This window comes from Dyella sp. PARNA 12/25 (genome assembly GCF_055702865.1).
Genome location: NZ_JBVQCI010000020.1, coordinates 1 through 26361 on the forward strand (window position 1 = coordinate 1; position 26361 = coordinate 26361).

At 62.6% G+C, this 26361-nt stretch carries 30 protein-coding genes and 1 tRNA gene; 10 read left to right on the plus strand and 21 right to left on the minus strand.

The window, feature by feature from the left end:
- Positions 1–151: 151 nt before the first annotated feature.
- From AC0GUR_RS21115 to AC0GUR_RS21155, 9 genes are all read right to left on the minus strand, one after another.
- Positions 152–505: a hypothetical protein gene (locus AC0GUR_RS21115; RefSeq protein ID WP_472879491.1), complete on the minus strand. Its 354-nt coding sequence runs from the start codon at positions 503–505 to the stop codon at positions 152–154.
- Positions 506–641: 136 nt separating this feature from the next.
- Entirely contained in the window at positions 642–956 is a 315-nt protein-coding gene (locus AC0GUR_RS21120; protein WP_472879528.1) for a DUF6980 family protein, read from the minus strand.
- Between the two features lie 226 nt (positions 957–1182).
- The gene (locus AC0GUR_RS21125; protein WP_472879492.1) at positions 1183–2214 is read right to left on the minus strand and encodes an IS110 family RNA-guided transposase; all 1032 of its coding nucleotides are present in this window, start codon (positions 2212–2214) and stop codon (positions 1183–1185) included.
- Positions 2215–2373: 159 nt separating this feature from the next.
- Positions 2374–2709 carry a hypothetical protein gene (locus tag AC0GUR_RS21130; protein ID WP_472879493.1) on the minus strand — a complete coding sequence of 112 codons (336 nt, stop codon included), beginning with the start codon at positions 2707–2709 and terminating at the stop codon, positions 2374–2376.
- A gap of 77 nt (positions 2710–2786) precedes the next feature.
- Positions 2787–3329: a hypothetical protein gene (locus AC0GUR_RS21135; RefSeq protein WP_472879494.1), complete on the minus strand. Its 543-nt coding sequence runs from the start codon at positions 3327–3329 to the stop codon at positions 2787–2789.
- Positions 3330–3615: 286 nt separating this feature from the next.
- A tRNA-Thr gene (locus AC0GUR_RS21140) sits at positions 3616–3691 on the minus strand.
- A gap of 52 nt (positions 3692–3743) precedes the next feature.
- Positions 3744–4466 (minus strand): SPOR domain-containing protein, encoded by a 723-nt coding sequence (locus AC0GUR_RS21145; RefSeq protein ID WP_472879495.1) that lies wholly within the window; start codon positions 4464–4466, stop codon positions 3744–3746.
- Positions 4467–4504: 38 nt separating this feature from the next.
- The gene (locus AC0GUR_RS21150; RefSeq protein WP_472879496.1) at positions 4505–5263 is read right to left on the minus strand and encodes a type III pantothenate kinase; all 759 of its coding nucleotides are present in this window, start codon (positions 5261–5263) and stop codon (positions 4505–4507) included.
- Positions 5260–6231, minus strand: a complete 972-nt coding sequence (locus AC0GUR_RS21155) for a biotin--[acetyl-CoA-carboxylase] ligase (protein ID WP_472879497.1) — start codon at positions 6229–6231, stop codon at positions 5260–5262. The genes AC0GUR_RS21150 and AC0GUR_RS21155 overlap by 4 nt, the downstream gene beginning before the upstream one ends.
- A 247-nt stretch (positions 6232–6478) precedes the next feature.
- On the opposite strand from AC0GUR_RS21155, the gene AC0GUR_RS21160 reads away from it, so the two are divergent.
- Positions 6479–6790: a hypothetical protein gene (locus tag AC0GUR_RS21160; protein ID WP_472879498.1), complete on the plus strand. Its 312-nt coding sequence runs from the start codon at positions 6479–6481 to the stop codon at positions 6788–6790.
- Positions 6791–6802: 12 nt separating this feature from the next.
- The gene (locus AC0GUR_RS21165) at positions 6803–7570 is read left to right on the plus strand and encodes a M90 family metallopeptidase (RefSeq protein ID WP_472879499.1); all 768 of its coding nucleotides are present in this window, start codon (positions 6803–6805) and stop codon (positions 7568–7570) included.
- A gap of 566 nt (positions 7571–8136) precedes the next feature.
- On the opposite strand, the gene AC0GUR_RS21170 is transcribed toward AC0GUR_RS21165, so the two are convergent.
- The 4 genes from AC0GUR_RS21170 to dusA form a co-directional block, all read right to left on the minus strand.
- Positions 8137–9555 carry an ATP-binding protein gene (locus AC0GUR_RS21170; RefSeq protein WP_472879500.1) on the minus strand — a complete coding sequence of 473 codons (1419 nt, stop codon included), beginning with the start codon at positions 9553–9555 and terminating at the stop codon, positions 8137–8139.
- Entirely contained in the window at positions 9521–10213 is a 693-nt protein-coding gene (locus AC0GUR_RS21175) for a response regulator transcription factor (protein ID WP_472879501.1), read from the minus strand. The genes AC0GUR_RS21170 and AC0GUR_RS21175 overlap by 35 nt, the downstream gene beginning before the upstream one ends.
- Complete coding sequence (locus AC0GUR_RS21180; protein WP_472879502.1) at positions 10213–10533, minus strand: PepSY domain-containing protein; 321 nt, start codon at positions 10531–10533, stop codon at positions 10213–10215. Before AC0GUR_RS21180 ends, AC0GUR_RS21175 begins: the two co-directional genes overlap by 1 nt.
- A gap of 96 nt (positions 10534–10629) precedes the next feature.
- Positions 10630–11634: a tRNA dihydrouridine(20/20a) synthase DusA gene (gene dusA / locus AC0GUR_RS21185; RefSeq protein ID WP_472879503.1), complete on the minus strand. Its 1005-nt coding sequence runs from the start codon at positions 11632–11634 to the stop codon at positions 10630–10632.
- Between the two features lie 241 nt (positions 11635–11875).
- On the opposite strand from dusA, the gene AC0GUR_RS21190 reads away from it, so the two are divergent.
- Positions 11876–12652 (plus strand): ferredoxin--NADP reductase, encoded by a 777-nt coding sequence (locus tag AC0GUR_RS21190; protein ID WP_472879504.1) that lies wholly within the window; start codon positions 11876–11878, stop codon positions 12650–12652.
- A gap of 102 nt (positions 12653–12754) precedes the next feature.
- On the opposite strand, the gene AC0GUR_RS21195 is transcribed toward AC0GUR_RS21190, so the two are convergent.
- Entirely contained in the window at positions 12755–13357 is a 603-nt protein-coding gene (locus tag AC0GUR_RS21195; RefSeq protein ID WP_472879505.1) for a short chain dehydrogenase, read from the minus strand.
- A gap of 122 nt (positions 13358–13479) precedes the next feature.
- On the opposite strand from AC0GUR_RS21195, the gene AC0GUR_RS21200 reads away from it, so the two are divergent.
- Entirely contained in the window at positions 13480–14379 is a 900-nt protein-coding gene (locus AC0GUR_RS21200) for a LysR substrate-binding domain-containing protein (RefSeq protein ID WP_472879506.1), read from the plus strand.
- Between the two features lie 312 nt (positions 14380–14691).
- Here the strand turns inward: AC0GUR_RS21200 and AC0GUR_RS21205 are convergent, their stop codons facing one another.
- Positions 14692–15345 carry a protein kinase family protein gene (locus AC0GUR_RS21205; RefSeq protein ID WP_472879507.1) on the minus strand — a complete coding sequence of 218 codons (654 nt, stop codon included), beginning with the start codon at positions 15343–15345 and terminating at the stop codon, positions 14692–14694.
- A 120-nt stretch (positions 15346–15465) separates the two neighbouring features.
- Here AC0GUR_RS21205 and AC0GUR_RS21210 point away from each other — a divergent pair, with 120 nt between their 5' ends.
- Both AC0GUR_RS21210 and AC0GUR_RS21215 read left to right on the plus strand, forming a co-directional pair.
- Positions 15466–15948 carry a DUF456 domain-containing protein gene (locus tag AC0GUR_RS21210; protein ID WP_472879529.1) on the plus strand — a complete coding sequence of 161 codons (483 nt, stop codon included), beginning with the start codon at positions 15466–15468 and terminating at the stop codon, positions 15946–15948.
- Between the two features lie 75 nt (positions 15949–16023).
- Positions 16024–17790 (plus strand): DUF885 domain-containing protein, encoded by a 1767-nt coding sequence (locus AC0GUR_RS21215; protein WP_472879508.1) that lies wholly within the window; start codon positions 16024–16026, stop codon positions 17788–17790.
- Positions 17791–17817: 27 nt separating this feature from the next.
- On the opposite strand, the gene AC0GUR_RS21220 is transcribed toward AC0GUR_RS21215, so the two are convergent.
- The 3 genes from AC0GUR_RS21220 to AC0GUR_RS21230 all read right to left on the minus strand — a co-directional run bounded on the left by AC0GUR_RS21220 (position 17818) and on the right by AC0GUR_RS21230 (position 19426).
- Complete coding sequence (locus AC0GUR_RS21220; protein WP_472879509.1) at positions 17818–18189, minus strand: TfoX/Sxy family protein; 372 nt, start codon at positions 18187–18189, stop codon at positions 17818–17820.
- A complete protein-coding gene (trhA, locus tag AC0GUR_RS21225; protein ID WP_472879510.1) occupies positions 18186–18854 on the minus strand; it encodes a PAQR family membrane homeostasis protein TrhA in 669 nt (222 codons plus the stop codon). Before trhA ends, AC0GUR_RS21220 begins: the two co-directional genes overlap by 4 nt.
- 137 nt (positions 18855–18991) lie before the next feature.
- The gene (locus tag AC0GUR_RS21230; protein WP_472879511.1) at positions 18992–19426 is read right to left on the minus strand and encodes a hypothetical protein; all 435 of its coding nucleotides are present in this window, start codon (positions 19424–19426) and stop codon (positions 18992–18994) included.
- A 300-nt stretch (positions 19427–19726) separates the two neighbouring features.
- Between AC0GUR_RS21230 and AC0GUR_RS21235 the strand changes: the two genes are divergently transcribed.
- Both AC0GUR_RS21235 and AC0GUR_RS21240 read left to right on the plus strand, forming a co-directional pair.
- Positions 19727–20554 (plus strand): universal stress protein, encoded by an 828-nt coding sequence (locus AC0GUR_RS21235; RefSeq protein WP_472879512.1) that lies wholly within the window; start codon positions 19727–19729, stop codon positions 20552–20554.
- Positions 20555–20793: 239 nt separating this feature from the next.
- Positions 20794–21456, plus strand: a complete 663-nt coding sequence (locus AC0GUR_RS21240; RefSeq protein ID WP_472879513.1) for an energy transducer TonB — start codon at positions 20794–20796, stop codon at positions 21454–21456.
- A 93-nt stretch (positions 21457–21549) separates the two neighbouring features.
- On the opposite strand, the gene AC0GUR_RS21245 is transcribed toward AC0GUR_RS21240, so the two are convergent.
- A complete protein-coding gene (locus AC0GUR_RS21245) occupies positions 21550–21834 on the minus strand; it encodes a hypothetical protein (protein ID WP_472879514.1) in 285 nt (94 codons plus the stop codon).
- Between the two features lie 239 nt (positions 21835–22073).
- On the opposite strand from AC0GUR_RS21245, the gene AC0GUR_RS21250 reads away from it, so the two are divergent.
- Together AC0GUR_RS21250 and AC0GUR_RS21255 are read left to right on the plus strand one after the other, a co-directional pair.
- Complete coding sequence (locus AC0GUR_RS21250) at positions 22074–22643, plus strand: cysteine dioxygenase (RefSeq protein ID WP_472879515.1); 570 nt, start codon at positions 22074–22076, stop codon at positions 22641–22643.
- A 35-nt stretch (positions 22644–22678) separates the two neighbouring features.
- Positions 22679–24046, plus strand: a complete 1368-nt coding sequence (locus tag AC0GUR_RS21255; RefSeq protein ID WP_472879516.1) for an FAD/NAD(P)-binding protein — start codon at positions 22679–22681, stop codon at positions 24044–24046.
- Between the two features lie 199 nt (positions 24047–24245).
- Here the strand turns inward: AC0GUR_RS21255 and AC0GUR_RS21260 are convergent, their stop codons facing one another.
- Together AC0GUR_RS21260 and AC0GUR_RS21265 are read right to left on the minus strand one after the other, a co-directional pair.
- On the minus strand, positions 24246–25259 hold the full coding sequence (locus tag AC0GUR_RS21260) for a zinc-binding alcohol dehydrogenase family protein (RefSeq protein ID WP_472879517.1): 1014 nt from the start codon (positions 25257–25259) through the stop codon (positions 24246–24248).
- Positions 25260–25283: 24 nt separating this feature from the next.
- Entirely contained in the window at positions 25284–26342 is a 1059-nt protein-coding gene (locus tag AC0GUR_RS21265) for an SDR family oxidoreductase (protein WP_472879518.1), read from the minus strand.
- Between the last annotated feature and the right edge of the window lie 19 nt (positions 26343–26361).

Below are 26361 nucleotides of genomic sequence, written 5' to 3' on the forward strand. Positions count from 1 at the left end.
GCAGACGCTCAACTTTGAAACACCGGCCGAACGTTTCCAGCGATGTGTTGCAACGACCGGCTGAAGTCGCAGTCGAAAGCGGACCTTACCAAAGGTCGCCAGAGCTCCGCCCAATCAACGAATAAGATCGACCTGTTCGATACCGCAGAACTTAGCGGAGGAAGCAGGGCGCCGGCTCCCCCGAAAACGTTGTCGGCGACACGTTAACCAGCTCCTGCTCGGGTGAGAACTCCAGGACGAAGTTTCCAACCCATACGCAACCATGTTTCTCATACGGTGACTGATTCCCGTAAAGCTTCATGGCCGAGACAATTTCGTCTTTGGTCTGGTGGCGTGCGAGTACAGGAAAAGCAGTTAGGAGCTGCCTGTTCTCAACTTCAAGTGCACCCATCTGCAAATCCCGCTTTCCGAGGGTGATCGCTTTGTCGATGTTCTGCCAGAACAAGTAGCCGACTGCCCCAAGCAGCAGAAGTATCACTCCCCCATAAATGATATGTAGCCTCATCGACACCCCTAGTGCGGTTCGTATTGCGGATCGATCTATCGATCCAATGAATAGCGCGACGACAAAGAGAGTTTCTTGAAGGAGGTGTCCGCTTCGGGTCGGAAGCAGACCTAACAATACTCGCTGTTTCCGGACCCTAACGGCTACGCCGGCTCGGCGGCAGCTTTGTCCCACAGAAGGGACAGTACCGAATGGAGTAGGACGCTGATCCCCCATCGTGGATGACCAGACCATACTCGTTGAACGCACTGGAGTACTTCAGCACGCGATCCGGGCAGTCTCGCGGATCCGGGTGGTCGGGGCATGTCATTTCAACGTGCCGTTCCATGTCGCTACAGCAGTGCACTGACATTAGTCCGTTCTTCCCTGATTGAGGCCCATCGAGGCGACGGGCGTTCCAGTTGCCTTTCGTGAAATGTCCGTATATGGACCCCTCCCCAGTTGCAAGCATCCCGCGCTCTGGCGTCCGTGTCGACTGCAAACGTATATCCGGCCTCCGCCAGCCTCGTTCCTAAGGCTGCTGGGCCTTGATGAGCTAGTCGCGCGTCGGCTCCCAATCGCTTTGTCGTGCTCGTGGCACGTGGACCTTTCAGGGTTTTGCCGACGCCGGTCCGACCGGTTCGTCATCGTGCAGGGTGCTTCGCAATCGTAAGGTAGGGTTTGCTCGGACGTTACGCTCAGGCGGCCGCCAGCGCCGGTTGATAGTCGGTGCCATGGCGCAACATGGCCCAGGCCATGCGCGCCGTCTTGTTGGCCAGCGCCACGCAGGCCACGTTCGGATGGGATCGCTCCGCCAACCGGGTGACCCATTGGCTTAAGGCATCGTCCTTGGTGGCGGCCGTGCGCAACATCGCGCGAGCGCCATGCACCAGCAGTGCGCGCACAGGGGCGTTACCGCGTTTACTGATGCCCAGCAGTCTTTCCTTACCACCGGAACTGTTCTGGGCCGGCGTCAGGCCCAACGACGCGGCGAGCTGACGACCGTTGGTGTATTGCTTTGCATCGCCCATCGCGGCCACCAGCGCGGTGGCGATCATTGGCCCCACCCCACGCAGCTGCTGCAGGCGCACTGCCGCCGCGTCGGTCTTGGCCATGACGATGATCTCCCGATCAAGCTCGGCCACACGCTCATCGAGCAGCATCAGGTCGTGCCACAAGCCGTCGAGCAAGTGGCGGAAGCGCGTCGTCAGTCCGTTATCCGCATCTTCCAGCCAGCGCGGAATCGCGCAGCGCAGCGATGACAGTTCCTTGGGCGCCACCAGGCCGTACTCGGCGACCAGGCCACGGATCTGATTGCCTTTAGCCGTCCGTTGTTCCACCAGGCCGGTGCGAATGCGATGCACGGCTTGCATGTCCTGTTGCTCCACCGTCTTGATCGGCACGAACGTCATGCTTGGCCGGCTCATCGCCTCGCAGATGCCTTGCGCATCCTTGGCATCGTTCTTGTTACGCGGCACGTACGGCTTCACGTACTGCGGCGCCATCATCTTCACGCGATAGCCCCGTGCCTGCAGCTGCCTCGCCCAATGATGGGCTCCGGCGCAGGCCTCCATGCCGATCTCACATCCCGGCTCGGCCGCTTCCATTACCGCCTGCAACCAGTGGTCTCTCGATAGGCGCTTGCGCCACACCGCCTTCTCTCGCTGATCGACGCCGTGGACTTGGAACACGTTCTTGGCCAGATCGACCCCAATGCGCTTAAGCTTCATGGGTGGACTCCTCTTCGCCGTTGACTGGTTCTATCGCTTCCAGTCTGGCACTCGATGCCGAAGGCGGGGAGGAGTCCATCTCATTGCTTCGGGTCGGAAGCGGACACTAAGCACATTAAGGCAATCCGCGTTTACCACGTAGGTGCGCGTGGTGAATCCTCAGGGCCGAACATACGATCTAGCTTCCTTGCTCAGCATTGGTCGCAGGACCCGGTCTAGGCGCACCTGGCGCAGATGCTCCAAAACACATGTGTCGGCGGCATTCTCTCTCTCGCCGCCAGCCGCGACCGCTTCGCTCAGGTGAGTAGCAACGAGCTGCCATTGCTCCGACGTTGGATTCGCATGCGCCAAGAACGGCAGGAAAGACATGTAAACCGTGTGAAGGCTTGAAGATGAAAATTCATTACTGCCGGCTTCGGACTGCCAATAGGAAGCGAACTCCGGAAATATCCGAACGAGATCGTTGAGCAAGTCGGCTTGGCTGTAATGCTGCATTGCGTATAGAGCCCTCTAATTGTGTCCGCTTCGGGTCGGAAGCGGACCTAAACCGAAGCGATCCTTCGTGAGATCAGCTAGTCAATGGTATGCACATGAACCCATTGGCCATGATTGAGGAAGTAGACATCCGCGCCAGCCTCGACCTTTCCGAAATAGAACCCTTGGTGCGTGCTGTGAATCCGCTCGGCTCCGCCGGGTTCTGGTTGGAAGGGATAGGCTTCCGTATGGATATACGTACCCGGCGGCGCAACGTCGACATAGAGGTCTACGACTGACTCCGTCCACAGCCGAAGGTCGGTTACTTTGTAGCCAGATTTTCCATTGAGCGCGACGACCAAACGAAAAGATGTCGCTTTCCTGGAAGGAAGCAGCAATACGATGTCAGATCGCCCTTCGCCTTCAAAATCGGCCCGTGCAACCAACAGGCAAGGGTTGCCTTGGCCCAGCGCGTAGCGGCGAGCCTCCTCTCTCGAATCCCTGGCCAGTGGAAGTCTCTCGTCGGGAAACCGCTGCTCCAAGATCCGCGCAAGATCATCGGGCACCAACGCAATGCAAGAGTCCACCGGCGTTCCATTGGCAACGCCCAACGCCATTAGCCCTATGAACAGCGAAAACATGACGCCCCCGTGTTCCCAGTGATCAGACCTTGTTCTAAGGCTCAACTGTCCGCTCTGGGTCGGAAGCGGACATGCCGAAAACCAGTTTCATCGAAAATCTAGGTTAGGTCGACCTCGTCGCCAACCGCAGTTTCAACAAAAGGGGTCAAAGTGCTCTTCTACTCAAGCAGATGTTTAAGAAGCGGCACTCTGCCCAGTTTTCCTATCCATCACCGCCGTACATATCTATTGTCGACCAAACAAAAAAGGCTTGCCCGGAACCATCCGCGCAAGCCTTTCGATTGTCTGGTGCCGGCAGCAGGAGTCGAACCCGCGACCTACTGATTACAAATCAGTTGCTCTACCAACTGAGCTATACCGGCGAAGAGGGGCAAGTCTAGCAGGCCGGGGCGGGTCAACGCCAAAGGCCGAGGTTCAGAAGCAGCCGGTGCTGTGGGAGCCGACGCCCTTTACGCGGTTGCGCCAGTCAGCGCGGCCGGTGTCGGGGATGACAACGTCCAGCCAATACTCGGCGACGCTTTCGGTGCGTTCATTCATCTGTGCCGGGAAACCGGCGGAGATGACCTGATCGCGGCGGCGGCGCGCGTTGGCGGGGTCTTTGAAGAGGCCCAGCGAGATGGTGTTGGATTGGTCGCCGGTGCTGACGATGAAGTATTCGCCGACATTGGCGGCGCTCAGGCGACGCCCCAGCTCCAGTGCTTTGTCGCGGCTGCCGCCACCGGGCAGGTAGACCCACCAGCCGGTGGTTTGCGTGGTTTGTTCCTGGCGCTGGCGCATTCGCGCTGCCTGGCTGCTCAGCGAACTACGCGCGTTGCGCATGTCGACCTGGGTGGCGAAGGGGCCCAGCGCGATGCAGGTGTAGCTGGTCGGCTTGGGCGGTGTCGGCGTGGGTGCCGGTGCCGGCGCAACCACGGGTGCCGGCGGCGGTGTGGAAGCTGGCTCCGCTGCGGTCACCGTGGCAGCTGGCGCGGGGGCGCTGGTGGCGGGTGCGGCTGGGTGCTCGCTCAACAGTTGCAGCTCGGGCACGCCGGGGTCGGTGGCGCTGCGGCCGTGCACGTCGTCCTGACCGAGCAGCAACCACGCGCCTACCGCGATATTGAGTGCGATCAACAGAACAAAGAGCAGGCGCAGAAACATCGGCGATCCATCAGGCAAGCGTCTGGGGCAACGTCATTCTAGAGAGCCGATGCCATGGGAGAGTGTGCGTCCGACCACACGGACAACCCGCGCAGCACGCTGTCCGAGCTGAGTCTGGTGGGAACGGCAACCAGCGGCTGCAGGGCTTCGGCATCGCCGCCGCCGAGAATCAGCAACGGCGCACCGCCCAGCGAGGGCGACATGTGTGACACGAAACGTTCGATCAGCGCGGCCGCGGCCTGCCAGCAGCCGGATGCGACCGCATCGGGCGTATTGTCAGCCGCTTCCAGCACGATGCCCGGGCGCTCGACATGCACGCGCGCAGTGGCACCGAGCAGTGATTGCTGCATCAGTTGCGGCCCGGGGGCGATCAGCCCGCCGAGGTGTTGACCATCAGCGGTGAGTGCATCAAGCGTCAGCGCTGTGCCGACACCAGCCAGTACGCAAGGCGCCAGCCCTTCAGCGTAGGCAGCGACCATGGCCAGGAAACGATCTACGCCGAGTCGTGTGGGCTCGGGATACGCGTTGCGCACGCCGCAAGCTTCGGCCGGGGTGCGCAACCACTCCGTATCGCGTGCAAAGCAGGCGGTGACCACGGCCGCCACCTGCGCTTCGCGTGAGCCATCGACGACGGATGCGCCAAAGGCATCGTGAGGCACGGGGAGATTGCGCCACGCGTCGTGCAACGCCAGCACAACGTCTTCGTTCCAGCTCACGGCGCCCTGCGCATGCCAATCGGCGCCATCGCGCAGCGCCCACTTGAGGCGGGTGTTACCTAGATCGAGCAGCAACCTCATGCGCGGCGCACCGTGACGTCGGCGCTATCGATAGCGCGCACGCCATCACTGGTCTGCAACAGCAGCGCGCCGCGCGCATCCACACCCGCGCCTACACCTTCGAGTGGACCCAGCGCGCCCTGCAGGTTCAGCACCTTGCCGCGCAGCAGGTCGTGTTGCGCGTATTCGTCGACGAAGGCAGCGAAGCCTTCGCGTTCGAACTGGGCGAGACCTTCGGCCAGCGCGGTGATAAGGGCAGCCGCCACATGGTTGCGATCCGGCACGGCGCCAGCGGCCAACGTCGCCAGATCACTCACAGGCTGACCCGCCTGCTCGTGCAGCGCAGGCGTCAGTCGCACATTCAGGCCGACACCGATGACGGCTGAGCAAGGCCCCTGATACTCACCACCTAGTTCGACCAAGATGCCGGCGAGCTTGCCGTGATCGCTGAGCACATCGTTGGGCCACTTCAAACCGGCGCCGTCGACGCCTAGCGCAGTGAGTGCGCGCATCACGATGACGCCCACGGCCAGCGACAGCCCGGAAAGCGCGGCAAAGCCAGCATCGAAGCGCTTGAGGCAGGAGAGATAAATGTTGAGCCCCGGTGGCGACAGCCAACGTCGACCGCGTCGACCGCGACCGGCGCTCTGCGTTTCCGCGAGCACCATGCTGAGGTCAGGCAGGTCGGCAAGCCGTCGCTGGATCTCACTGGACGTTGAGTCGATTTCCCAGTGAAGCTCGAGCTCACCCAGTGGCTTGCGAGCGGCCGGCGATAATGCGGCACGGATCGCGGGCACGCTGAGCAGTTGCACCGGCCACGGCAGGCAATAACCGGCGGTGCCGCGCGACTCCACCGGCACACCTCGCGCGCGCAGCGCCTCGATCTGTTTCCAGATGGCCGCGCGGGTGACGCCAGAGCGCTCGGCCAGGGAAGCACCCGACACCATGCCGCCATCCGCCAGCGCTACCAGCAGCTCCTGTGCCTGCATCAAAAGGTGCTCGGGCAGAAGCCGCCGCTTGGGCGGCGGCCGGTTGCAAATAGAGGCTGGCGCGTGGGAGAAAACATCCCGCGATTCTAGCCTGCCAGGCCGCCGCAACGCAGTCGCACAGCCAACGAGAGTCGCATGACTTATGGGACTCGCGCGTCTTTTCAGGCGGTTGCGCCGGCACTGGTATCGCCCCGATTTTTCTGCCAGCATTCGGTTCTTGGATTGCGGATCAAGGGGTTGAGCCGCCATGGGTTTCGGGAAGTTCTTGATTGGCTGTGTACTGTGCGTCGGCAGCGTAGGTGCTGCATCGGCCATGGACGCGGACGCCCAGGATCTGTCCTCCATGCAGCGCGGTGTAGACAGCGGGTCCAGCAATCACGATGGCGCCGGTAGCAGCGGTGGTGATGCCCTTGGCATTTCGCATGAAGGCAGCAACCAGACGAATCCCGCGTCGTCATCTTCTTCCAACGACAACTGCCCCACGAACCCGGCACCGTCCGCGCGTGGTCGTCATGCCCATCTCGGCTGGCAGTCGCTGTTGCCTGGTTCCATCCAGTAAAGAACGCGGCCCGTGCCGGCTACCTGGTGGCGGCGCTTCAGCGCCTATTTAAGCCCTCCCCCTCTTGACGAAAAGCCTTGGCGCGACGCGCTTGAGGCATGTGAGCTTGCGCAACGACTGGATGGCGCACGCCAGGACGAATTGCGTCGCCTCGTCGGCGTCTTTCTTGTGCGCAAACGCTTCCACGCACTAGCTGGCGCGGAACTCACCGAGTCGCTACGTACGCTGATTGCCATGCAAGCGTGCCTGCCTGTGTTGCAGCAGGGGCCGCGCGCCCTGCGTGGCTGGCGCGAGATTCTGGTGTATCCCGGCGAATTCAAAGTGCGCCGCAGCCACCATGACGACCGAAGCGGCGTCGTGACGGAAAGCGACGACATTCTGATTGGCGAAGCGTGGGAACACGGACCCTTGGTGTTGTCGCTTGCTGATGTGGAGCTTGACCTTGCCCAGCCATGGGACGGTTACAACGTGGTTGTGCACGAGATCGCGCACAAGCTCGACATGCTCGATGGGCCGCCCGATGGCGTGCCGCCGCTGCCGCCGCACATTTCGCGTCGACAGTGGATCGTGTCATTTCAACGCGCGTTTGATTTGCTTTCGAATGATGTGGCGCGTGGGCGTGACACGTTGATTGATCCGTACGCGTCCGAAAGCCCTGATGAGTTCTTTGCTGTAGCGAGCGAGCTGCATTGGTCACAGCCGGGTGTGTTGCGACGTGCGGATGCAGCGGTGGCGGATCTTCTGCAGGCGTATTACGGGCCGTCGCCAGCGTTGGGGTAATTGCTTTCGGCGGTTTGTTGCTTAAGCGATCGCATCAACAGGCCTTATCGCAAGAATGCCCCCTCACCCCAGCCCTCTCCCCGGAGGGGAGAGGGGGCTAGAGCGCGCGGCGCCATGGTTTAAGTCCTCTTCGCTACGGTGCGTTGCGGTGTAGCTATACCGCCTGTCGTGCGATCGTGACGAACCGGGCTGCGTACGCGCCAGGGCTCTTATTCAACACGACGCTACGAGCCCTTTTGGCCATTTTCTTTGGGTTACTTTTGACGCGAAGCTAATCCCCGTGGGACTTTGACTCCGAGCATCCTGCCCTGCGCCCTTGGCGCCGGCTTCGCCGTTCGCACGCGCTCCTGCGCATGCGTGGGCTAGCAAAAGTCCCACAGGGATTAGCTTCGCGTCGCAGGCGGCACGCTGGCCGGAACGCTCAGCGAGAACCAAACGCAAAGTCGCTGGACCCCGGCCTACGCCGGGGTGACGGTATCGATGAAGCACTGAGGTAGAGTGACCCCTCGCCCCAACCCTCTTCCCGGAGGGGAGAGGGAGCAAAAGCACGTGCCGGCCCAAGCAAATCAACCCGGCGGAAACTTCACACTAAACCGCGCCCCATTGAATTCCGGCGACCGATCCACCACCAGCTCGCCACCATAAGCACGAACAATGTCCTGCACGATCGACAAACCGATGCCGTGCCCCTGCACACGCTCATCACCGCGCACACCGCGCTGCAGCACACTCTCGATCTTTTCTTCGTCGATGCCTGGGCCGTCGTCTTCCACGCTCAGCCACAAGCCGGGCCGCTGACGCCCCGCGACCGGTCGCATCTTCACCACCAGCAACACCTGGTGACGCGCCCACTTGAACGCGTTTTCCAGAAGATTGCCCATCAACTCGAGCAAATCACCCTGCTCACCGTAGAACGCCGCGTTGTCGTCGATGTCGAATTCGCACAGCACGTTCTTTGCTGCATAAACCTTCTCCAGGCTCTGCACCAGATCTTCCGCGTGCCCCGCAATGGGAATGGCGGTAGTGGCAAAAGTCTGGCGCCCCGACGTGGCTGCACGGGCGAGCTGGTAGGCCACCAGTTCGTCCATCTTGCGCACCTGTTCGAGCACCTGATCACGCAAGCCGGTTTCGCCGCTCGGTGATTCCAGGCCTGAGCGAATCACCGCTAACGGCGTTTTCAGGCTATGCGCGAGATCGGCTAGCGTGTTGCGAGTGCGGATGCGTTGCTCACGCTCGCTGTCGATAAAGGCGTCGATGCGTTCGGTGAGGCCCGTCAGCTCCGCCGGATATTGATCGCCAAGATGCTCGCTTTCGCCGCGCTCCACACGCGACATCTCATTGGCCACTTTGCGCAATGGCGTGAGGCTCCAGCGCAACAGGAACAGCTGCAGCAGTATCAGCATCACACCCAGCGAAGCCAGCCAGAACACCAGGCTGCGCCGAAACACGGCATTGCGGCCTTCGAGCTGATCTTCGGTCTGCGCCACCATGAAGGTGAGGTGCACCGATTTTTTCTCGGCGGTGTCCAGCGCCACGCCGTAGGTGTAGTAGTAGAGACGTCCCATGCGCGTGTCGACCGGGCCGACAAATTGGCCCTCGCCCGGCGGCAGTGGACGCAGGAAGCTGAAGTCGCGTCCGATGGCAGAGGCCGACTCCCACTTGAAGCCGTTGTCGCCCATGGCGACGGCATACAGCCCCGAGCCTGGCCGGGAGAAGCTGGGGTCAGGCGGGGTATCGGGCATCAGCACCTTGCCGGAGCGCCCGACTTCGGTGCCGGCCAGATAAGCCACGACGAAGTTCTGCAGGCGATCCTGCAGTCCCTTCAGTGCGCTGTCGGCGTTTGTACGGGTGAGCGTAAGCCCGACCACCCCAAGAAAGGCGGCCAGCACAAAACCAGTAGCCAGCGCCGCGCGCGCCGCCAGTGAAAACGGGCGGCGCGGCGGAGTCGGATCACTCGTCTTCGGCTTCGCTGCGAGGGATGGCAAAGCGGTATCCGCGTCCACGTACCGTCTCTATGGGCTTGAGGTTGCCTTCGGGGTCCAGCTTTCTGCGCAGACGGCCGATGAACACTTCCAGCACGTTGGAGTCGCGATCGAAATCCTGCTGATAGATGTGCTCGGTGAGGTCGGCCTTGGAGACCAGTTCACCCGCATGCAGCATCAGGTATTCGAGCACCTTGTATTCGTAGCTGGTCAGGTCGACCAGCTTGCCTTCCACCGTCACGGTCTGTGCGGTGGTGTCGAGCTTGATCGGGCCGCATGCCAGCACCGGCTTGGACCAGCCGCTCGCGCGACGCACCAGCGCGTTGATGCGCGCCAGCAGCTCTTCGACGTGGAACGGCTTGACGAGGTAGTCGTCGGCGCCGTGCTTGAGGCCTTCCACCTTGTCCTGCCAGCCGCCACGGGCAGTGAGGATAAGGATGGGGTAGCGCTGGCCGGCTTCGCGCAGCGCCTTGATCAGGTCCATGCCTGACATCTTGGGCAAGCCCAGGTCGATGATGGCCAGATCGAAGGGTACTTCGCGCCCCATGTACAGGCCCTCTTCGCCGTCCTGGGCCGCATCGACGGCAAAACCATCGCGCTTCAGGCGGGCGGCGAGGGTTTCGCGCAGCGGAGCCTCGTCCTCAACCAAAAGGATGCGCATCAGTGTTTCTCCTTGTTGCTTCCGCCGTCACTGGACGGGTTCTTGGTCGAATCGTTGGAAGCCGGCCCCTTGCTAGCTTCCGTGGTCACGGTTACCACGCGAACGTGCCCGGTAGGTGTCAGCACTTTCACGCGGTGCTCGAACGAGCTGCGGCCCCGCCGCACGGTACTGGCCGACAGCACTTTGCCGCCAGTCTCCTGCTGAACCTGCGCTACCGCCTGCTCCAGCGACATGGCCGGCTCTGCAGACTGCGCCGCATAAGCGGTCATGCCCACCGAGAGGGTGAGCAGCAAGGCCAGGGGGCGCAGAATTGTTTTCATTTCGTTAAACAAACCCGGGGCACCTGCGGGGACGGTATCCATCGTCGTTCAGACTATGGAATCGGGCCTGAATATTGACCGGATAAGGTGACGCCGTCACGCAGCAACCCGGGGTTGGGCGATGGCCTGCTCGATCAGCCCCCAGCCGGCACCCGGCAAATGGGCGCCCTCGCTCAGGCGTCGGCGGAACCCGCGCGCGCCCGGCTCGCCCTGGTAAAGGCCCAGCAGATGGCGGCTGATGTGCTTGAGAGCCGTGCCGCGCGCCAGTTCGGCCTCGATGTAGGGCCGCATATGAAGCAGCACGTCGTCCCGCGTGGGTAGCGGCTCGTCGTAAAGGGCGGCCTCCACCTGCGCGAGGATATAGGGATCGTGATAGGCAGCGCGGCCCAGCATGACGCCGTCGACGTGATCTAGGTGGGTCTGCACATCAGCGACCGTGGTTATCCCACCGTTGATGACTACCACCAGCTCGGGAAACTCGCGCTTGAGGCGATACACGCGCTCGTAGTCGAGCGGCGGGATTTCCCGATTTTCCTTGGGGCTCAGGCCCTGCAGCCAGGCTTTGCGCGCGTGCACCACCAGCACTTCGACACCGGCACCGATCATGGTTTCGGTGAAGTGCTGCAGGCCGGCGTAATCGTCTTGATCGTCCACGCCGATACGGCATTTCACCGTCACCGGCACATCCACCGCGTCGCGCATGGCTTTCACGCAATCGCCCACCAGCGCCGGCTCGCGCATCAGGCACGCGCCGAAACGGCCGGACTGCACGCGATCGGAGGGGCAGCCGACGTTGAGGTTGATCTCGTCGTAGCCTGCGTCGGCGCCGTAGCGCGCGGCGATGGCCAGCTCTTCTGGCTCGCTGCCACCCAGCTGCAGCGCCACGGGGTGCTCCTGCTGGCTGTGCTCCAGCAAGCGCAGCTGCTTGCCGCGCACAAGGGCAGCGCTGGTCACCATCTCGGTGTACAGACGGGCATGCGGTGACAGCAGCCGGTGAAAATACCGACAGTGGCGATCCGTCCAATCCATCATGGGCGCGACGGTAAGGCGCCAGTCGTCCGTCTGGAGCGGCTGGCGCAAAGGCTGGGTGGGGGCTGACATGGGCCCTATTGTACCGGCAGGGCCGCTCCCGTCGCGGCGTGATGCCGCAGCGGTTTGTGAAACCCGCATTTCAGAGGCTTTTCTGCATGAAGCGGCCGTCGGCGGATGGCATAATGCGCCCCCAGCTGCATTACGGCAGCACTCGTCAGGCGCAGCGGGTTACGCCACCCCCAAAACGAGTCCGGTATTGGCTTGCCAATGCCTACCCGCAGCACTCCATGATTCAGGACGGTAACCGGCAATGGTGGCATTGGCGACGGAGCACGTGATCGACGTGCACCACTGGAACGACAGTCTTTTCAGCTTCCGCACGACGCGTGATCCCGGCTTCCGCTTCGACAGCGGCCAGTTCGTGATGATCGGCCTGGAAGTGGATGGCCGCCCGCTGATGCGGGCGTACTCGATTGCCAGTGCGAATTACGAAGAACATCTGGAGTTCTTCAGCATCAAGGTGGCCAATGGCCCGCTGACGTCGCGCCTGCAGCACCTCAAGCCGGGCGACCCGATCATTGTCAGCCGCAAGCCGACCGGCACGCTGGTGCTCAACGACCTCAAGCCGGGCAAGCGTCTGTATCTGCTTGGCACGGGCACTGGCCTTGCGCCGTTCATGAGTCTGGTACGCGACCCGGAAACCTATGATCGCTACGAGAAGATCGTGATCGCGCACGGCGTGCGCAACGTCAACGATCTGGCCTACAAGGACTATCTCGAGAACGAGCTGCCGCAGCACGAATATCTCGGTGAGCTGGTGCGCGAGAAGCTGATCTACTACCCCACGGTGACGCGTGAGCCGTTCCGCCATCAGGGGCGTATCACCGACAACATCACCAACGGCTCAATGAGTGAGGCCATCGGCCTGCCGCCGCTCAATCCCGCCGAGGATCGCGCGATGTTGTGCGGTAGCCCGTCGATGCTGGACGACACCTGCGCGCTGCTCGATGCGCTCGGCTTTGAAGTGTCGCCACGCACACGCGAGCCGGGCGATTACGTGATCGAGCGGGCGTTCGTCGAGAAGTAAAGCCTCGGCTTTTTCTGTAGGAGCGCACTTGTGCGCGACCGCGTGGCGCCGCTGTAGAACGCGGCGCACCGGTCGCGCACAAGTGCGCTCCTACAAGTTTCTTTACTGCCAGATCGTATACACGCGACCCGTACCCACGCCTTCCACGCAGCGCCGGTACACCTGCCCCACGCGCGCACCGGGCACGGCCTCAAAGCCGGGGAAGTACGGCCCGAATGCTTCGAGCGATTCGGTGAGCAGGGTCGCACTCACGGCATTGATGCGCAGCCCCCGCGGCAGCTCAGTGGCAGCGGAGCGCACGAAGCCTTCAATCGCTGCGTTCACCGTGGTTGCGTTGGTGCCGAGGCGAATCGGTTCGTCCGCGGTGATGCCACTGGTCAGCGTGAACGAGCCGCCCTCACGCAGGTGCTTGATGCCAGCCATCACCACATGGACCTGCCCCATCAGCTTGTCCTGCAGGCCGGACATGAACTGCGCCGGAGTGGTCTCCTCCAGCATGCCGAAATGCACGTGGCCCGCCGTGGTGACTACCGCATCCAATGCACCTGCCTCTTGGTACATGCGCTCCACACTGGCCATGTCGGTCAGGTCGACACGCACATCACCGGAATGGCGCCCAGCGCGGATGAGATCGTGGTGCGGCGCCAGCGCGTCAGCCACGGCGGTTCCAACGGTGCCACTGGCACCCACAAGCAGAATTCGCATCGGGTAGAACCTCGTCAGGGGTCGGCCCGAGAGGGGCCAACCAGACGCTCAGTGTCCGTGCCCTGTCCTGCGCTGATAAACATGCAATGATTCCCTGCATTCGAAACCGCAGGTTTTCAATCATGGATACGCTGGCAAGCATGGCGATGTTTGTTCGGGTGGTCGAAAGCGGCAGCTTCGCCGCGGCGGCGGATGCCAGCGGGGTATCACCCACGATGGCAGGCAAACATATACGCGCCATCGAGCAGCGACTGGGCGCGCGCCTGCTTCATCGCACCACTCGCCGCCAGCAGCTGACGGAGGTAGGTCGGCTCTACTACGAACGCTGCAAGCTGGTGCTGGCCGATGTGGAGCTGGCCGAACGCAGCGCACTGGAACTGCAAGCGACGCCACGCGGCAACCTGCGCATCACCGCGCCGATGAGCTTTGGCAGCCGGCGACTGACGCCAGCGCTCACCGAGTATCTGCAGCGCTATCCCGATGTTCGGGTCGAGCTGACGCTGGACAACCGGGTATTCGATCTTGTTGGGGAAGGTTATGAACTGGCCATCCGCATCGGGGCGATCGATGACCCGCAATTGGTAGCGCGACCGCTGCAACCCTATCGCATGCTGCTGGCCGCCTCGCCGGCCTATCTGGCGCGCCACGGCACGCCGCAACGCGCGGAGGAGCTGTCCACCCACACCTGCCTGGGCCTCACCAACTGGCGCCGCCGCGATCAATGGCATTTGCTTGGCCCCCAAGGCGAACACTGCGACGTCCCAGTGCAGGGACGCCTGGCGGTGGATCATGGCGATGCGTTGCGTATCGCCGCCTTGCATGACGCCGGCATCGTGTTGCAGCCGGAGGTGTTGTTGGCGGATGACCTGGCGGCGGGGCGGCTGCTGCAGGTACTGCCGGGCTGGGCGCCGCCCTCTACGCCGATGCACTTGCTCTATGCGCAGGATCGTCGGCCCACGGCGAAGCTTCGCAGCATGGTCGATTTCCTGTTGAAGCGATTCGGCGCAGAAGTTTCTCTGTAGGAGCGCACTTGTGCGCGACACGGGCGCTTCGATGAATTGCGGAAACGGTTCTTGTGAACTGTCGCAAAACCGAAGACTGAGCTAACGACGCAACGCTGCGGTCGCGCACAAGTGCGCTCCTACAGAAAAACATGATCATCGCGCGCGCGACCTGATTTTGTGGGAGCGCACCCTGTGCGCGACACGGGCGCTTCGATAAACCGCGAAGATCGGTTCTTTCTAACTGTCGCGAACACCGAACACTGAAGTAACGACATGGCGCTGCTGTCGCGCACAGGGTGCGCTCCCACAAGTAGCGTTTTAGGCGAGACCTCAGTCGCGAATACGCCCCTGCCCCTCGTTGTCCCAATAGCCGAACACGCGCCGTGCGATGAGCTTGTACAAACGCTTGCCGGTAGCGCGCCACAACCTCGCGTGCGGTGCAGGCGTATTGAGAATTTCAAGTTGCCGCGCACTCAAAGCCTCGGGGCAGTAGGTGCGTTTGTGCTTGAGCAGATGGCGCAAGTCTTCCCGCGCCAGCAAACGGAACAAGGCGCCACGCCGACCACGTGTCCAGGCAATCTGAAAATCCACCAGTGCTGGACGACCATCGGTACGCACCAGCCAGTTCGGCTCTTTGGCGAGATCGTTGTGCACGATGCCACGGCGATGCAGCACCGCCAGCAACCGCAAGGCGTCGCGATAGTAGGCACGGTCGCGCGGCTGCGCCTGTTGCATCGGCGCCCCGGCGATATAGCCGCGCAGCAATTCACGACCATCCCAGCCCAGCAAGGCAGGCACGCCGTCGATGCCGTCCAACTTGGCCAGCGCACGTGCCTCGCGCGCCGCTGCGCGCCGAGCGAAGGCGCGCGCCCACCAGCGCGCTGCGGTAATGTCGCGCCGGATCACGCGCACACCGTCGCGCTCCGTCACTTCAATACGGCCTAGTTCATCGGCTTTGAGCAAGCTGTTGCGCGAGGTATCCACGGGCCTTCCACGATCTGACGCTCCATGCGTCACAACGCGGCTATTGTCGCCGATCCACCGCCAGCACGCGCGCGTCCAATGCCGATATGCTGCGGCGAGCAAGCCTTGGAGAACACCATGCTGGAGATTGCGCTTTACGTGCTCGCTGCCCTGCTGATCGTGGGCGGGCTGGCGGGCAATATTCTGCCGGCACTGCCGGGCATTCCGATGATCTTCGGAGGTATCTGGCTCGTTGCTGCGGTGGATCAGTACCGCCACCTGGGCGTGTGGTGGCTGGTGATCATCGGGGCGTTGGGCGTGATCGGCGTGGCCATGGATTTCGTCTCCGCATCGCTCGGAGCCAAGCGCGTGGGCGCCAGCAAGCTCGCGGTGTCGGGCGCGGCCCTGGGCACCATCATCGGCATGTTTTTCGGCATTCCGGGCCTGCTGATCGGTCCCTTTGCCGGCGCCCTGATCGGTGAGCTGCTGTCCGGCACCAGCGTGCTGCGCTCGGCCCATGTGGGCGTGGCCACCTGGCTGGGATTGCTGTTCGGCACGCTGGTGAAGCTGGTGATCTCATTCCTGATGATTGGCCTGTTCGGCTTCGCCATGCTGATCGGCTAGGGCGACCTTCGGCACATGGCGCGGGCCAACCCGGCCCTTATAGGCTCAGGGCACACCACCCTAGGGAAGTTCCACATGTCCAAACGCCTCGCCCTCGCCTTGGCGGTTTCACTGGTTGCCACCGGAACGGTACACGCAGAAACCAAGACCCCCACCTGGATCGAGCGCAGCAACGCGGATGCCAAGGTGCTGCTCGATGTGCTCGCCAAGTACAACCCGGAGTTCGCTTCGCAGATCGGCGTGCCTGGCTTCGACGACAAGGTCGTCGACCTGAAGCCCGATGTCGACGCCCGTCAGCGCGCCGCTTTCGTCGAGGCCAAGGGCAAGTTGCAGACCATGCTGGCCAGCGAGAAGGACGATAACGTCCGCCAGGATCTGCAGATCATGATCAAGGCGGTGGACCAGCAGATCGAAGGTATCGATCTCAACCACAAATACATGCTGCCTTACGTGGACGTGGGCGAGACCATCTTCCAGGGCGAGTTTTCGCTGCTGAAGGACGATGTGGACGCCAAGCGCTACCCTTCGGCACTGAAGCGCCTGCAGTGCTACGTCGGCAAGGCACCCGGCTGCACGCCGATCACCGACCTGGCCAAGGCGCAGACCACGGCGCGCCTGGGCGAAAAGGATCTGCTTGGCCCGTACAAGGCCGAGGTGGAGCAGAAGCTCTCCAACACGTCGCGCTATGCGCAGGGCATCCGCCAGCTGTTCACCAAGTACAAGCTGGACAACGCCGACGGCAAGGCTGCCCTCGATGCGCTGGATAGCCAGCTGAAGGATTACGACGCCTGGGTGCGCACCACGGTGGTGCCGCGCGCCCGCCAGGATTTCCGCCTGCCCGAGCCGCTGTATGCCTACAACCTCAAGCAGGTGGGCATCGATATCCCGCCGGAGCAATTGATCAAGCAGGCACAGCTCGAGTTCGTGGAGCTGCGTTCGATGATGCAGATGATGGCGCCGGTGGTGGCCAAGGCCGAAGGTATTCAGGCCACCGATTACCGCGACGTGCTCAAGGCGCTCAAGAAAGAACAGCTGGGCAAGGATGATGTGGTGCCGTGGTACCACGAGATTATCGGCAAGATCGAAGACATCATTCGCCGCGAGCACATCATCACCCTGCCGCAGCGCAAGATGCAGATGCGTCTGGCATCGGAAGCCGAAACGGCCTCCGTGGCTGCGCCGCATATGGACCCGCCGCCGTTCATCAACAACCACGGCGAACAGGGCACCTTTGTGTTGACCATGGGTAACCCGAGCGGCAATAAGTCATCCGCGTATGACGACTTCACCTATAAGGCCGCTGCCTGGACGCTCACCGCGCACGAAGGCCGCCCGGGTCATGAGCTGCAGTTTGCGGCGATGGTGGAGCGCGGTGTGTCGCTGGCACGCAGCCTGTTCGCCTTCAACAGCGTGAACGTGGAAGGCTGGGCGCTGTATGCCGAATCGGAAATGCTGCCGTACGAGCCGCCGGCCGGCCAGTTCGGCGCCCTGCAGGCACGCCTGCAACGTGCCGCCCGCGCCTACCTCGACCCGATGCTCAACCTGGGCATGATTACCAAGGAACGTGCGCACGACGTGCTGCGTAACGAGGTGGGCTTGTCCGAGGCCATGACGCAGCAGGAGCTGGACCGTTACACCTTCAACAGCCCGGGCCAGGCCACCGCGTACTTCTACGGTTACATGCGCCTGCAGCAGACGCGCCTGGACACCGAGCTGGCGCTGGGCAAGGACTTCAACCGCCAGGCCTTCAATGACTTTGTGATTGGCCAGGGCCTGTTGCCGCCCGAACAGCTCGCCGAAGCGGTGCGCACGCACTTCATTCCGTCGCAGAAAAAGAAGTAATCGACAGGGCGGCGCGCCAGCGCCGCGTTATCGGGGCCGCGCCTTCGGGCGCGGCTTTTTTTGTGCGGAAGACACTGTGTTTGCGCAGCGCTCTAGCCATTCGGCCAGTCGCGGCGTGTCACGAACCAACGACGGCGGCACCACGATGTAGCCGCGACTCGGCGGCGCTTCCGGTCGATGACGAAAGCGCGCGGCACCGGCATAGGCCAGCAGCGCTGGTTGATCCGACTCGGGGACTTTCAGGGCCATACCCTGCGCGGATAGCCAGGCGATCGGCTTCTCGCCGAAGTACGCCATCCATCCACCAAACATCGGCTTGAAGCGCAGGTCGTGCGGCCGACCCAGATGCGTCGCGGCATCCTGCAGATCACGGCGCAACGCGTCGATGTCGGGCGTCACATCGGCGCGTCGGGAATCACGTAGAACAACACAGCGAGGTAATGCAGCACGCTGCCGGCGAGCACAAAGAAGTGCCATACCGAATGGTGATACGGCAGCTTGCGCCATAGATAGAACGGCACACCCAGGGTGTAGGCCACGCCGCCAGCGAGCAGCAACACCATGCCGCCGGTCTGCAAATGCGCGGCGAGCGGCTTGAAGGCCACCACGCCCACCCAGCCCATGCCCACGTACATCAGCACCGCAAGTTTGCGGTACTTCTTGAGCAGGCCCAGCTCCAGCGCGCTGCCCATCAGCGCCAGTGCCCACACCGTAGCAAACAGACTCCAGCCCCATACACCGGGCAAAGCGATCAAGGTGAACGGCGTATAGGTGCCCGCAATCAGCAGGAAGATGGCGATGTGGTCGAGGGTGCGCAGCACCTGCTTGGCCATCACACCGGGAATGGAGTGATACAGCGTGGAGGCGGTGTAGCAAAGAATCAGCGTGGCGCCGAACACCGCGCTGGCAACCACCGCACGGGCGTCGCCATAGAGCGCGGAGAACGCCACCAGTGTGGCCAGCCCCGCGATGCTGAGCAGGATGCCTATGCCATGAATGACACTGCTGGCGAGCTCATCGCCGAAGGCATAGCGAGGGAGAGCCGCGCCGGTGGTGGCAGACATGGGAATCCTTGGGGTGCGAAACGTACTAATACGTACGGACCCTGCCACCTTAGCCGGCTGGCGAACGAATGCAAGGCCGCGCGGCGTATGAAACGCAGCGTGATCGTCGCAGTCTGTATCGCCTCCTGGAGAGGGCGTTACTCGATGATGAAGGCGCCGAACGCCACGCCAAGGTCCCAGCCCTTGCCGGTACCGCTGAGGGCCAGGGAAACATTGCCCTTGGTCATGACCCGCGCACCGGCGGATTTCGACGCACCGGCATGCACGCCCGCATCGGCGTAGTGCCCCTTGATCTCGCTGATGTTGGTGACGCCGGAGAACTTGCCCACGCCATCATCGATCTGGCTCTTGCCAAAGGTGATGCCACCACCCTTCACCCGGATGCGTACGCCCATGCTCTGGCCGTTGCTGCAGCGAACCGTGCCGCTGCCCTCGGCGGTCTGATAGAACACCGACCAGCCCGACAGACGGAAATTCATCGTGCACTCGATGTCGCCCGCATGCGCGGGCACGGCGGCCATCCAGCCGGCCAAGGCCAGGGCCGATACACCGAGAATTTTCCACACGGTCATGGCTTCGCTCTCCGGTCGGGTCCTGCTATGCCTGGGTCTGGCAAGCATCCGCAGTCTGCCACGTGAATACCTCTTTCACCCAGGTTGTACGCCAAATCAAGCAGGCCGCTCGGAAAATGGCACAACCGGGCGTCCCCTCTCTCTCCCCCGACGTCCGGCCTTGCTGCCCCGCCACCCTGTGCGGGGCTCTTTTTTTTTAAACCCGGGGATGAACCCATAGCCATGTGACACCGCGGGCTACACCGGAGGCGCCGGCTAGTTCTATGCTGATGGCGGACCAGGAATCGGGAGAGCCGTGCGATGTCATCCATCGACCTGTTGCTGCATCTGGACCATCTGGATCTCGCTGACGTCGCCCCACGCGCCGCGTTGGCCTTGGCGCACCGCATCGATGCAAGGCTGGATGCGCTCTACGTCGCCGATCTCCCGGCGGCTGCATTCAGCCTGCCTGAAGCCGTACCGGTGCAACTGGAAGAAACCCAGCGCCGCGTGACCGAGGCCCAGGCGCACGAACCCATCTGGCGGCAAACGCTTGCCGCCCATTCGCTCAACGGCGTATGGCGGGTCACCCAGGGCGACACCGTGCAGACGGTGAGCCAGGCCACCTCGGGCTATGACTTCCTGATCATGGAACGCAGCCAGCAACGCAGCGACGCGCCGGTCGGCTTCGGGCCGGTGTCGCGCTGCGTCTTCGCTTGTGCCCGGCCGGTGCTGGTGGTGCCCGATGTGGCGCCGATCACCAGCGTCGGCGCCAGCGTGCTGGTGGCCTGGAACGGCAGCCGCGAGTCCGCACTAGCGCTGGCCGCGGCCGTACCCGTGCTGCAAAAGGCAGAAGAGGTGCGGGTGCTCGACGGCAGCGAAATGAATGCCGAGATGCTGCCGGTACTGCCCCCACCCGGACTGATTGACTGGCTGCAACGCCATGGCATCCGCGCGCGCATCGAACCGTTCAATGCGGGCCCCAGTCATGCAGCCGGCCCCGCCGTACTGGAAGCTGCGCATAGCCAGGGCGCGGACCTTATCGTGATGGGAGCCTGGAGCCGTTCTCGCCTTGCGCAAATGGTGCTGGGTGGCACCACGCGGCATCTGTTCATGCATGGCGATGTACCCATGCTGGTGGCGCACTAATAGAGCAGGAGTCAGTGTAGAAGCGTGAGAAGTGCGTGTGCCTTCGCTGGACACCCCACCTTCTTCACACCCTGTTTTGGGGATCTCCAGGTACGCCGCACAGCATAGCCTTCCATACGGCTACTTGCGCAAGAGTTTTCGACGGGCATAGGCTGAAGTTGCCGGGCACGATCCCACTGCATCCCCATGCGGCGTGCCGGGTACAACCCAACATCGATAGATACGTCAGGAGGTCGCCTATGTCGTCCGCAAGCCTGGCTGTACCCCGTCACGCCCATCCGGACAGCGTTCGGATCGCCGCCATGAGTGCGGCCATTGCCCTCAACCTCGCTGCACTGATGGTCGTGCTGCGACCGATGGCGCCTCAGCTGATGGCACAGGCAAAACAGATCACCGAGATGACGGTTACCTGGATCTCACCGCCCCCCAAGGTTGAAACACCGCCGGATATCGAGCTCAAGCCACTAGCGAAACCACCGGTGGCCGCGCCAAAACCGCATACACAGCCGCAGCCGATGACACCGCCCGTGGTGACACCCAGCGATGAAGGCACCATGGTGGCACCGCCAGTGATGCCGACGGCTGCGCCAACCACACCCGATACCGGCGTCGGTATTGCACCGATCGAAGCCACCCTGGCTTACCGTTCGGTGCCGCTGAAATACCCGACGCAGGGCATACGCATTCACGCGCAAGGCACTGTCGTACTGAAGGTGCTGGTGGACGAAAAAGGCGTGCCGCAGGATGTGACGATCGACAAGAGCAGCGGTTACGCCTTGCTTGACCGCAGTGCGCGCGAACAAGTGCTGCAGGGTTGGAAATTTGAACCGGCCATGGTGAATGGCCGCGCCGTACGCGCATGGGCACGCGTGCCGGTGACCTTCAACTTGAACGAGCTGTAAGGCTGCGGCGCAACCAATCCAAGGTCACGGCATGAAGTAAGGGGAAAGCCCGGCCTGCATTCCATGCCAGGCCGGGCCGTTCCACGGCAATCATTAGTGAGCCGCAGTTGCCGCTGCCGGGCGGTGTGACGAGCGCGCAATCGCCCACACCACTGCCACCAGCAAAATCACCGGCAGGCAGAACGGCAGCAAAGCGAGCGCAACGATAGGCGCGACGATCAATAGCGCAAGGCCGCCGAAGAGAACGCCAAGCACGCTGCCAACCACGCTGAACAAGCCGCCGATCAGCGCGAAGGCCAGCTTGAACACCAAGCCGACAAGCGATGCCGCGAGCCATACGCCCACGACCAGCATCAAGAGCACAGTCAAACCAACCATGACGTTCCTCCTACTGGCAGGTGTGCCAGCGACCCTGTCGCATCGTCGTCATGCAGGCGGCGAGCACGTATTTCAAGCCCCTGGTTGAGCGCATCGTGCGCTTCTGGCATGCAGTGCGCATGTCGCGAAAGTCATGCCGCATGAAACGCACACAACCATGCCTGGGTTACGGGACTTTAACGATACCCGTGGTCCACTGCGCCCCGGTTTACGTCGAGTAACATCGCATGGCCAAACACATGCAACAGCTTAAGGCGCTGCGTGATATCGCGTTTGACTATGGTACGGGCGCACACCCGGACCTTGCCTCGATGGCCAGAGAACTGAGCCGGATGGTGCACCAGCACAGGCAGCCGCTGAACGAAGGCCTGGCTGATTTGCGCACTCGCAACCAAGGTTTCGAACGCTGGATGGTGGCCCGACGCGGCAAGCCAGAGATCAGCGTGCTGGTCATGGCTTGGCCCGCCAATCACGCCACCCCGATTCACGACCACGGTGGTCTGTGGGGGCTGGAGATGGCGTTGCACGGTGCACTTGAAGTGCAATCGTGGGAGCGCAATTCGTGGGGCGACGTGCTGCGCCAGACCGGCAGCGACTGGCTGGGCCCAGGTGACGCCAGCTGGTTCGATACCGATGACCGTTACGCGCACCGCTGCCGCAACCTTTCGCGGCACGAAACCGCGCTTACGCTTCACGTTTACGGTGGTGATCTGGCACAGTACCTCATCTACCAAGAAGCCGGGAAAGCCGGCCAGTGGCTAAAAAAGCAACAGCACAGCGCTATTGCCGGGCATTTGCTCTACGCCTGAGCCACAACAGACCATCACGTTTTTAAGGGAGTGGCATGTATCGACGGGTCGCCATCATTGGCGGCGGCGCTGCAGCGGCAGCGCTGCTGAGCGAGCTGCTGGAACGCCGGCCGCAGCAGCCGTTGCATCTGGACTGGTACACCGGTGGCGACGCATCGCCGCGCGGTGTGGCCTACGGCACCCGTTCCGACAAGCACCTTTTGAATGTGCGCGCGGCGTCGATGAGCATGTTTGCCGCCAGGCCGCATGGCTTTCTCGATTTCGCGCAGCGCGGCGACAGCACTATCGCCGGCACCGATTTCTTGCCGCGCCGGCTGTACGGTGACTATCTTGAAGCGGAGGTCACCCGCGCGCTCGAACGTGCGCGCGAAGACGGACACGATGTGCGCGTGCTGCCGTTCCACGTCGATGGCGTCGTGCCGGAGAACAACGGCGTCACACTGGTACATGGCGAGGAAAGCACGCGCGTTGACGCCGCCGTGCTCGCCATAGGCGCGCTGCCTGCGCAGCCGCTCGGCGGCGTGAGCGACGAGGCACTCACCAGTGGCCTGTACGTCACCGACCCGTGGAATTTCCTTGCGTCCGTGAAGCCCGATGCGCAACCGCGCAAGGTCGTACTGATCGGCCTCGGCCTCACGGCCGTCGATGTGCTGCTGGAACTTTCCACGCTGTGGCCCAACGCCAGCTTCGAGGCGGTTTCACGGCACGGCCTGTTGCCGGAGCCGCATCTGGAAAGCGCGTCCGCACCGGCCGATGACAGCAGCGATCTCGTCGAAGCCATGCGCGAGGCACCGGTGATTAGGCTGTGGATGCGTCTGTTGCGCGAATCGATTGCACAAAGCAACGACTGGCGCACCGTGATCGACAGCCTGCGTCCGCACATCCCGTCGCTGTGGGCGCTGTTGCCCGAGGCGGAGCGTTCGCGTTTTATGCGCCATGCACGCTGGGCATGGGAACGCGTGCGCCATCGCATGCCACCCCAGGTGATGACCGCCATACAAGCCTTGGAGCGCGACGGCCGCCTGCATCGCCGACGCGGCCGACTGCAAACCGTGCGCGTCGTCGACGGCAAGCTGCAAGTGGATGTCCGTGCGCACTACGGCGAAGCTGACGGCACATTGGACGCCGATCTGGTGATCCAGACCGTGGGCCTCAATACCGATGTGCGCCGCACGCAGCATCCATTGATCCGCCAGCTGGTCACCAACGGCCATTTGAGCTCCGATCCGCTGGGGCTGGGCTGCAACGCCACTACGGAAGGACGCTTACAGCATGATGGCCATGTGTGGCCGCACTTCTACGCCATCGGCACCCTGCTGCGTGGCGTGCTGTGGGAATCGACAGCGATGCCAGAAATTCGCCAGCAGGCGCGGCATCTGGCGGATCGACTGTTGGGCGCTTGAAATAAGCGAGCAACGGAAATTTTGTAGGGCGCTTTTTTGCTCGTCATCCCCGCGAAGGCGGGGATCCAGTGACTTTCGGCCGCCTAGAGCAAAGGCACTGGATCCCCGCCTTCACGGGAATGACGTGTTACCCAAAGTTTCATCACGACTGATGAAAGAGTCGTTTCTCGAAACTCACGCACCCTCGCTCATCACTCATTCAAAACCCACTCAATACCAGCTTGCCGATAGTGCTGGCACTTTCCAGCTGCATGTGAGCTCGGCGGATGTTTGTCGCATTGATTGCGTCCAGATTCTCTCGAAGCGTCGTGCGCAACACGCCTGCATCAACGAGATCCGCCGCTTCGTTGAGTAGCAGATGCTGCGCCTGCATGTCTTCTGTGTGGAACAGCGAGCGGGTGAACATGGACTCCCAGTGCAGTGATTGACTCTTTGCCTTGAGCAAACGGATGTCCGGCGGCGAAGCCGGATCATCAATCAGGCCGAGCTTGCCTTGTGGCTTGAGCAGTTCGGTCAGCGCGACAAAGTGCTGGTCGGTGTGAGTCAGACTGATGGCGACGTCGACACCCTGCGGTGCGACCGCCCTTACCGCGGCCACCAGATCACCGTGATGGTCGACCACATGATGAGCGCCCATCTCCTTGACCCAAGCGCGCGTGTCATCGCGTGATGCGGTGCCTATGACGGTGTAGTTGGTCAGCCGGCGCGCCAGCTGGATCGCCATCGACCCCACGCCACCGGCACCACCGACCACCAGCACCACGCCGCTCCGTGCGCTGCTGCCCCGCGGCACGCCAAGTCGGTCGAACAACAGCTCCCATGCCGTGATGGTGGTGAGCGGCATGGCTGCAGCCTGGGCGAAATCCAGGCTGGACGGCTTGCGCCCGACGACGCGCTCATCCACCAGCTGAAACTCGGCATTGCTGCCGGAGCGATCGATGGCGCCGGCATAGAACACTTCATCACCCGGCTTGAACAAGGTGACGTCCGCGCCCACAGCCACGACGGTGCCGGCTGCATCCCAGCCAAGCACCTTGTCGGCGCCCTGGGGATCGACGCGCTTGCGCACCTTGGTATCCACCGGGTTGACCGAAACGCCCTCCACTTTCACCAGCAGATCACGCCCATGCGCCACCGGTACCGGCAACTCGACGTCGAGCAGGCTCTGCGGATCGGTGATGGGAAGAATGTGCCGGTATGCCACGGCTTTCATGCAACTCTCCTTGCAGGTAAAGATTCAGGGAATGATTTTGCGCCGACGAAAGTCGTCAAAAAGTCGCGTAAACATCGCCTTCGTTTCGACATGCTCATGGAAGCCGAAGCGGCGGGCCTTGGAGCCATCGCCGAACATGTCGTAATCCCACGAGAAAACGAAGTCTGCGAAACGCCAGGATGACACCTCCGCCAACGAGTGCGGCGCCAGCGCGTGCTTTTCGCCCATCGCTTGCCACAGTGGCTCCTTGTCCGCCATCACTGTGTCCAGCGATAGCGGCAATGGCGGTGCCACCTCCAGCCCGAAGTAATCGGCGATGAAAGGCCACATCTCGTTCCAGCGGAACAGGTCGCCATTGGTGATGTTGAATGCGTGGTTGGCGCAACGCGATTCGGTGGCCGCCCATACGGTGGCACGCGCGAGCAAACCGGCATCGGTCATTTCGAGCAGACGGTCATAAGCGCCTGGCTTGCCGGGAAACCGCAATGGCAGGCCCAGTTCCTTGCTCATCGACGCATACACGGCGATGGCGAGCGCCAAATTCATGGGATTGCCAAGCGCAAACCCCCCGACCACGGCCGGGCGAATGGCCGACCAACTCCATGATTTGCCCTGCTGGCGCGCCTCGAGAAAACGCTGCTGATCGTGCATGAACTCCGGCGGCATGAAGGCCGCGTCGGTTTCCCTGGCCGGCGTCTTGAAGGGGCCAAGATGGCCACCGTAGACCTTGTAACCCTGCATCAGGCTGATGTGTTGCAACCGCGTAGACACCGGCTCGATGGCGTCGACCACGTTCACCAGCATCGCCATATTCGGTGGCACCAGTTCCGCCCAGGTCGGGCGATCCTGAAAGGCGGTGTAAAACACGTGCGTCACCTCAGCGAGCGCGCCGAGTTTGCTTCGCGCGTCATCGGCATCGAGAAGATCCACGGCAATGTGGCGAACTCGTTCGTTATCGGTGCCACCACGACGCGAGAGCCCGATCACCTGCCAGTCTTCCAATGTTGACAGATGATCGATGAGGTTGCGGCCAATCACACCCTGTGCGCCCACGACGAGGGCGACCATGTTCTGCGTAGTCATGACGTTCCTTCGTTTTATG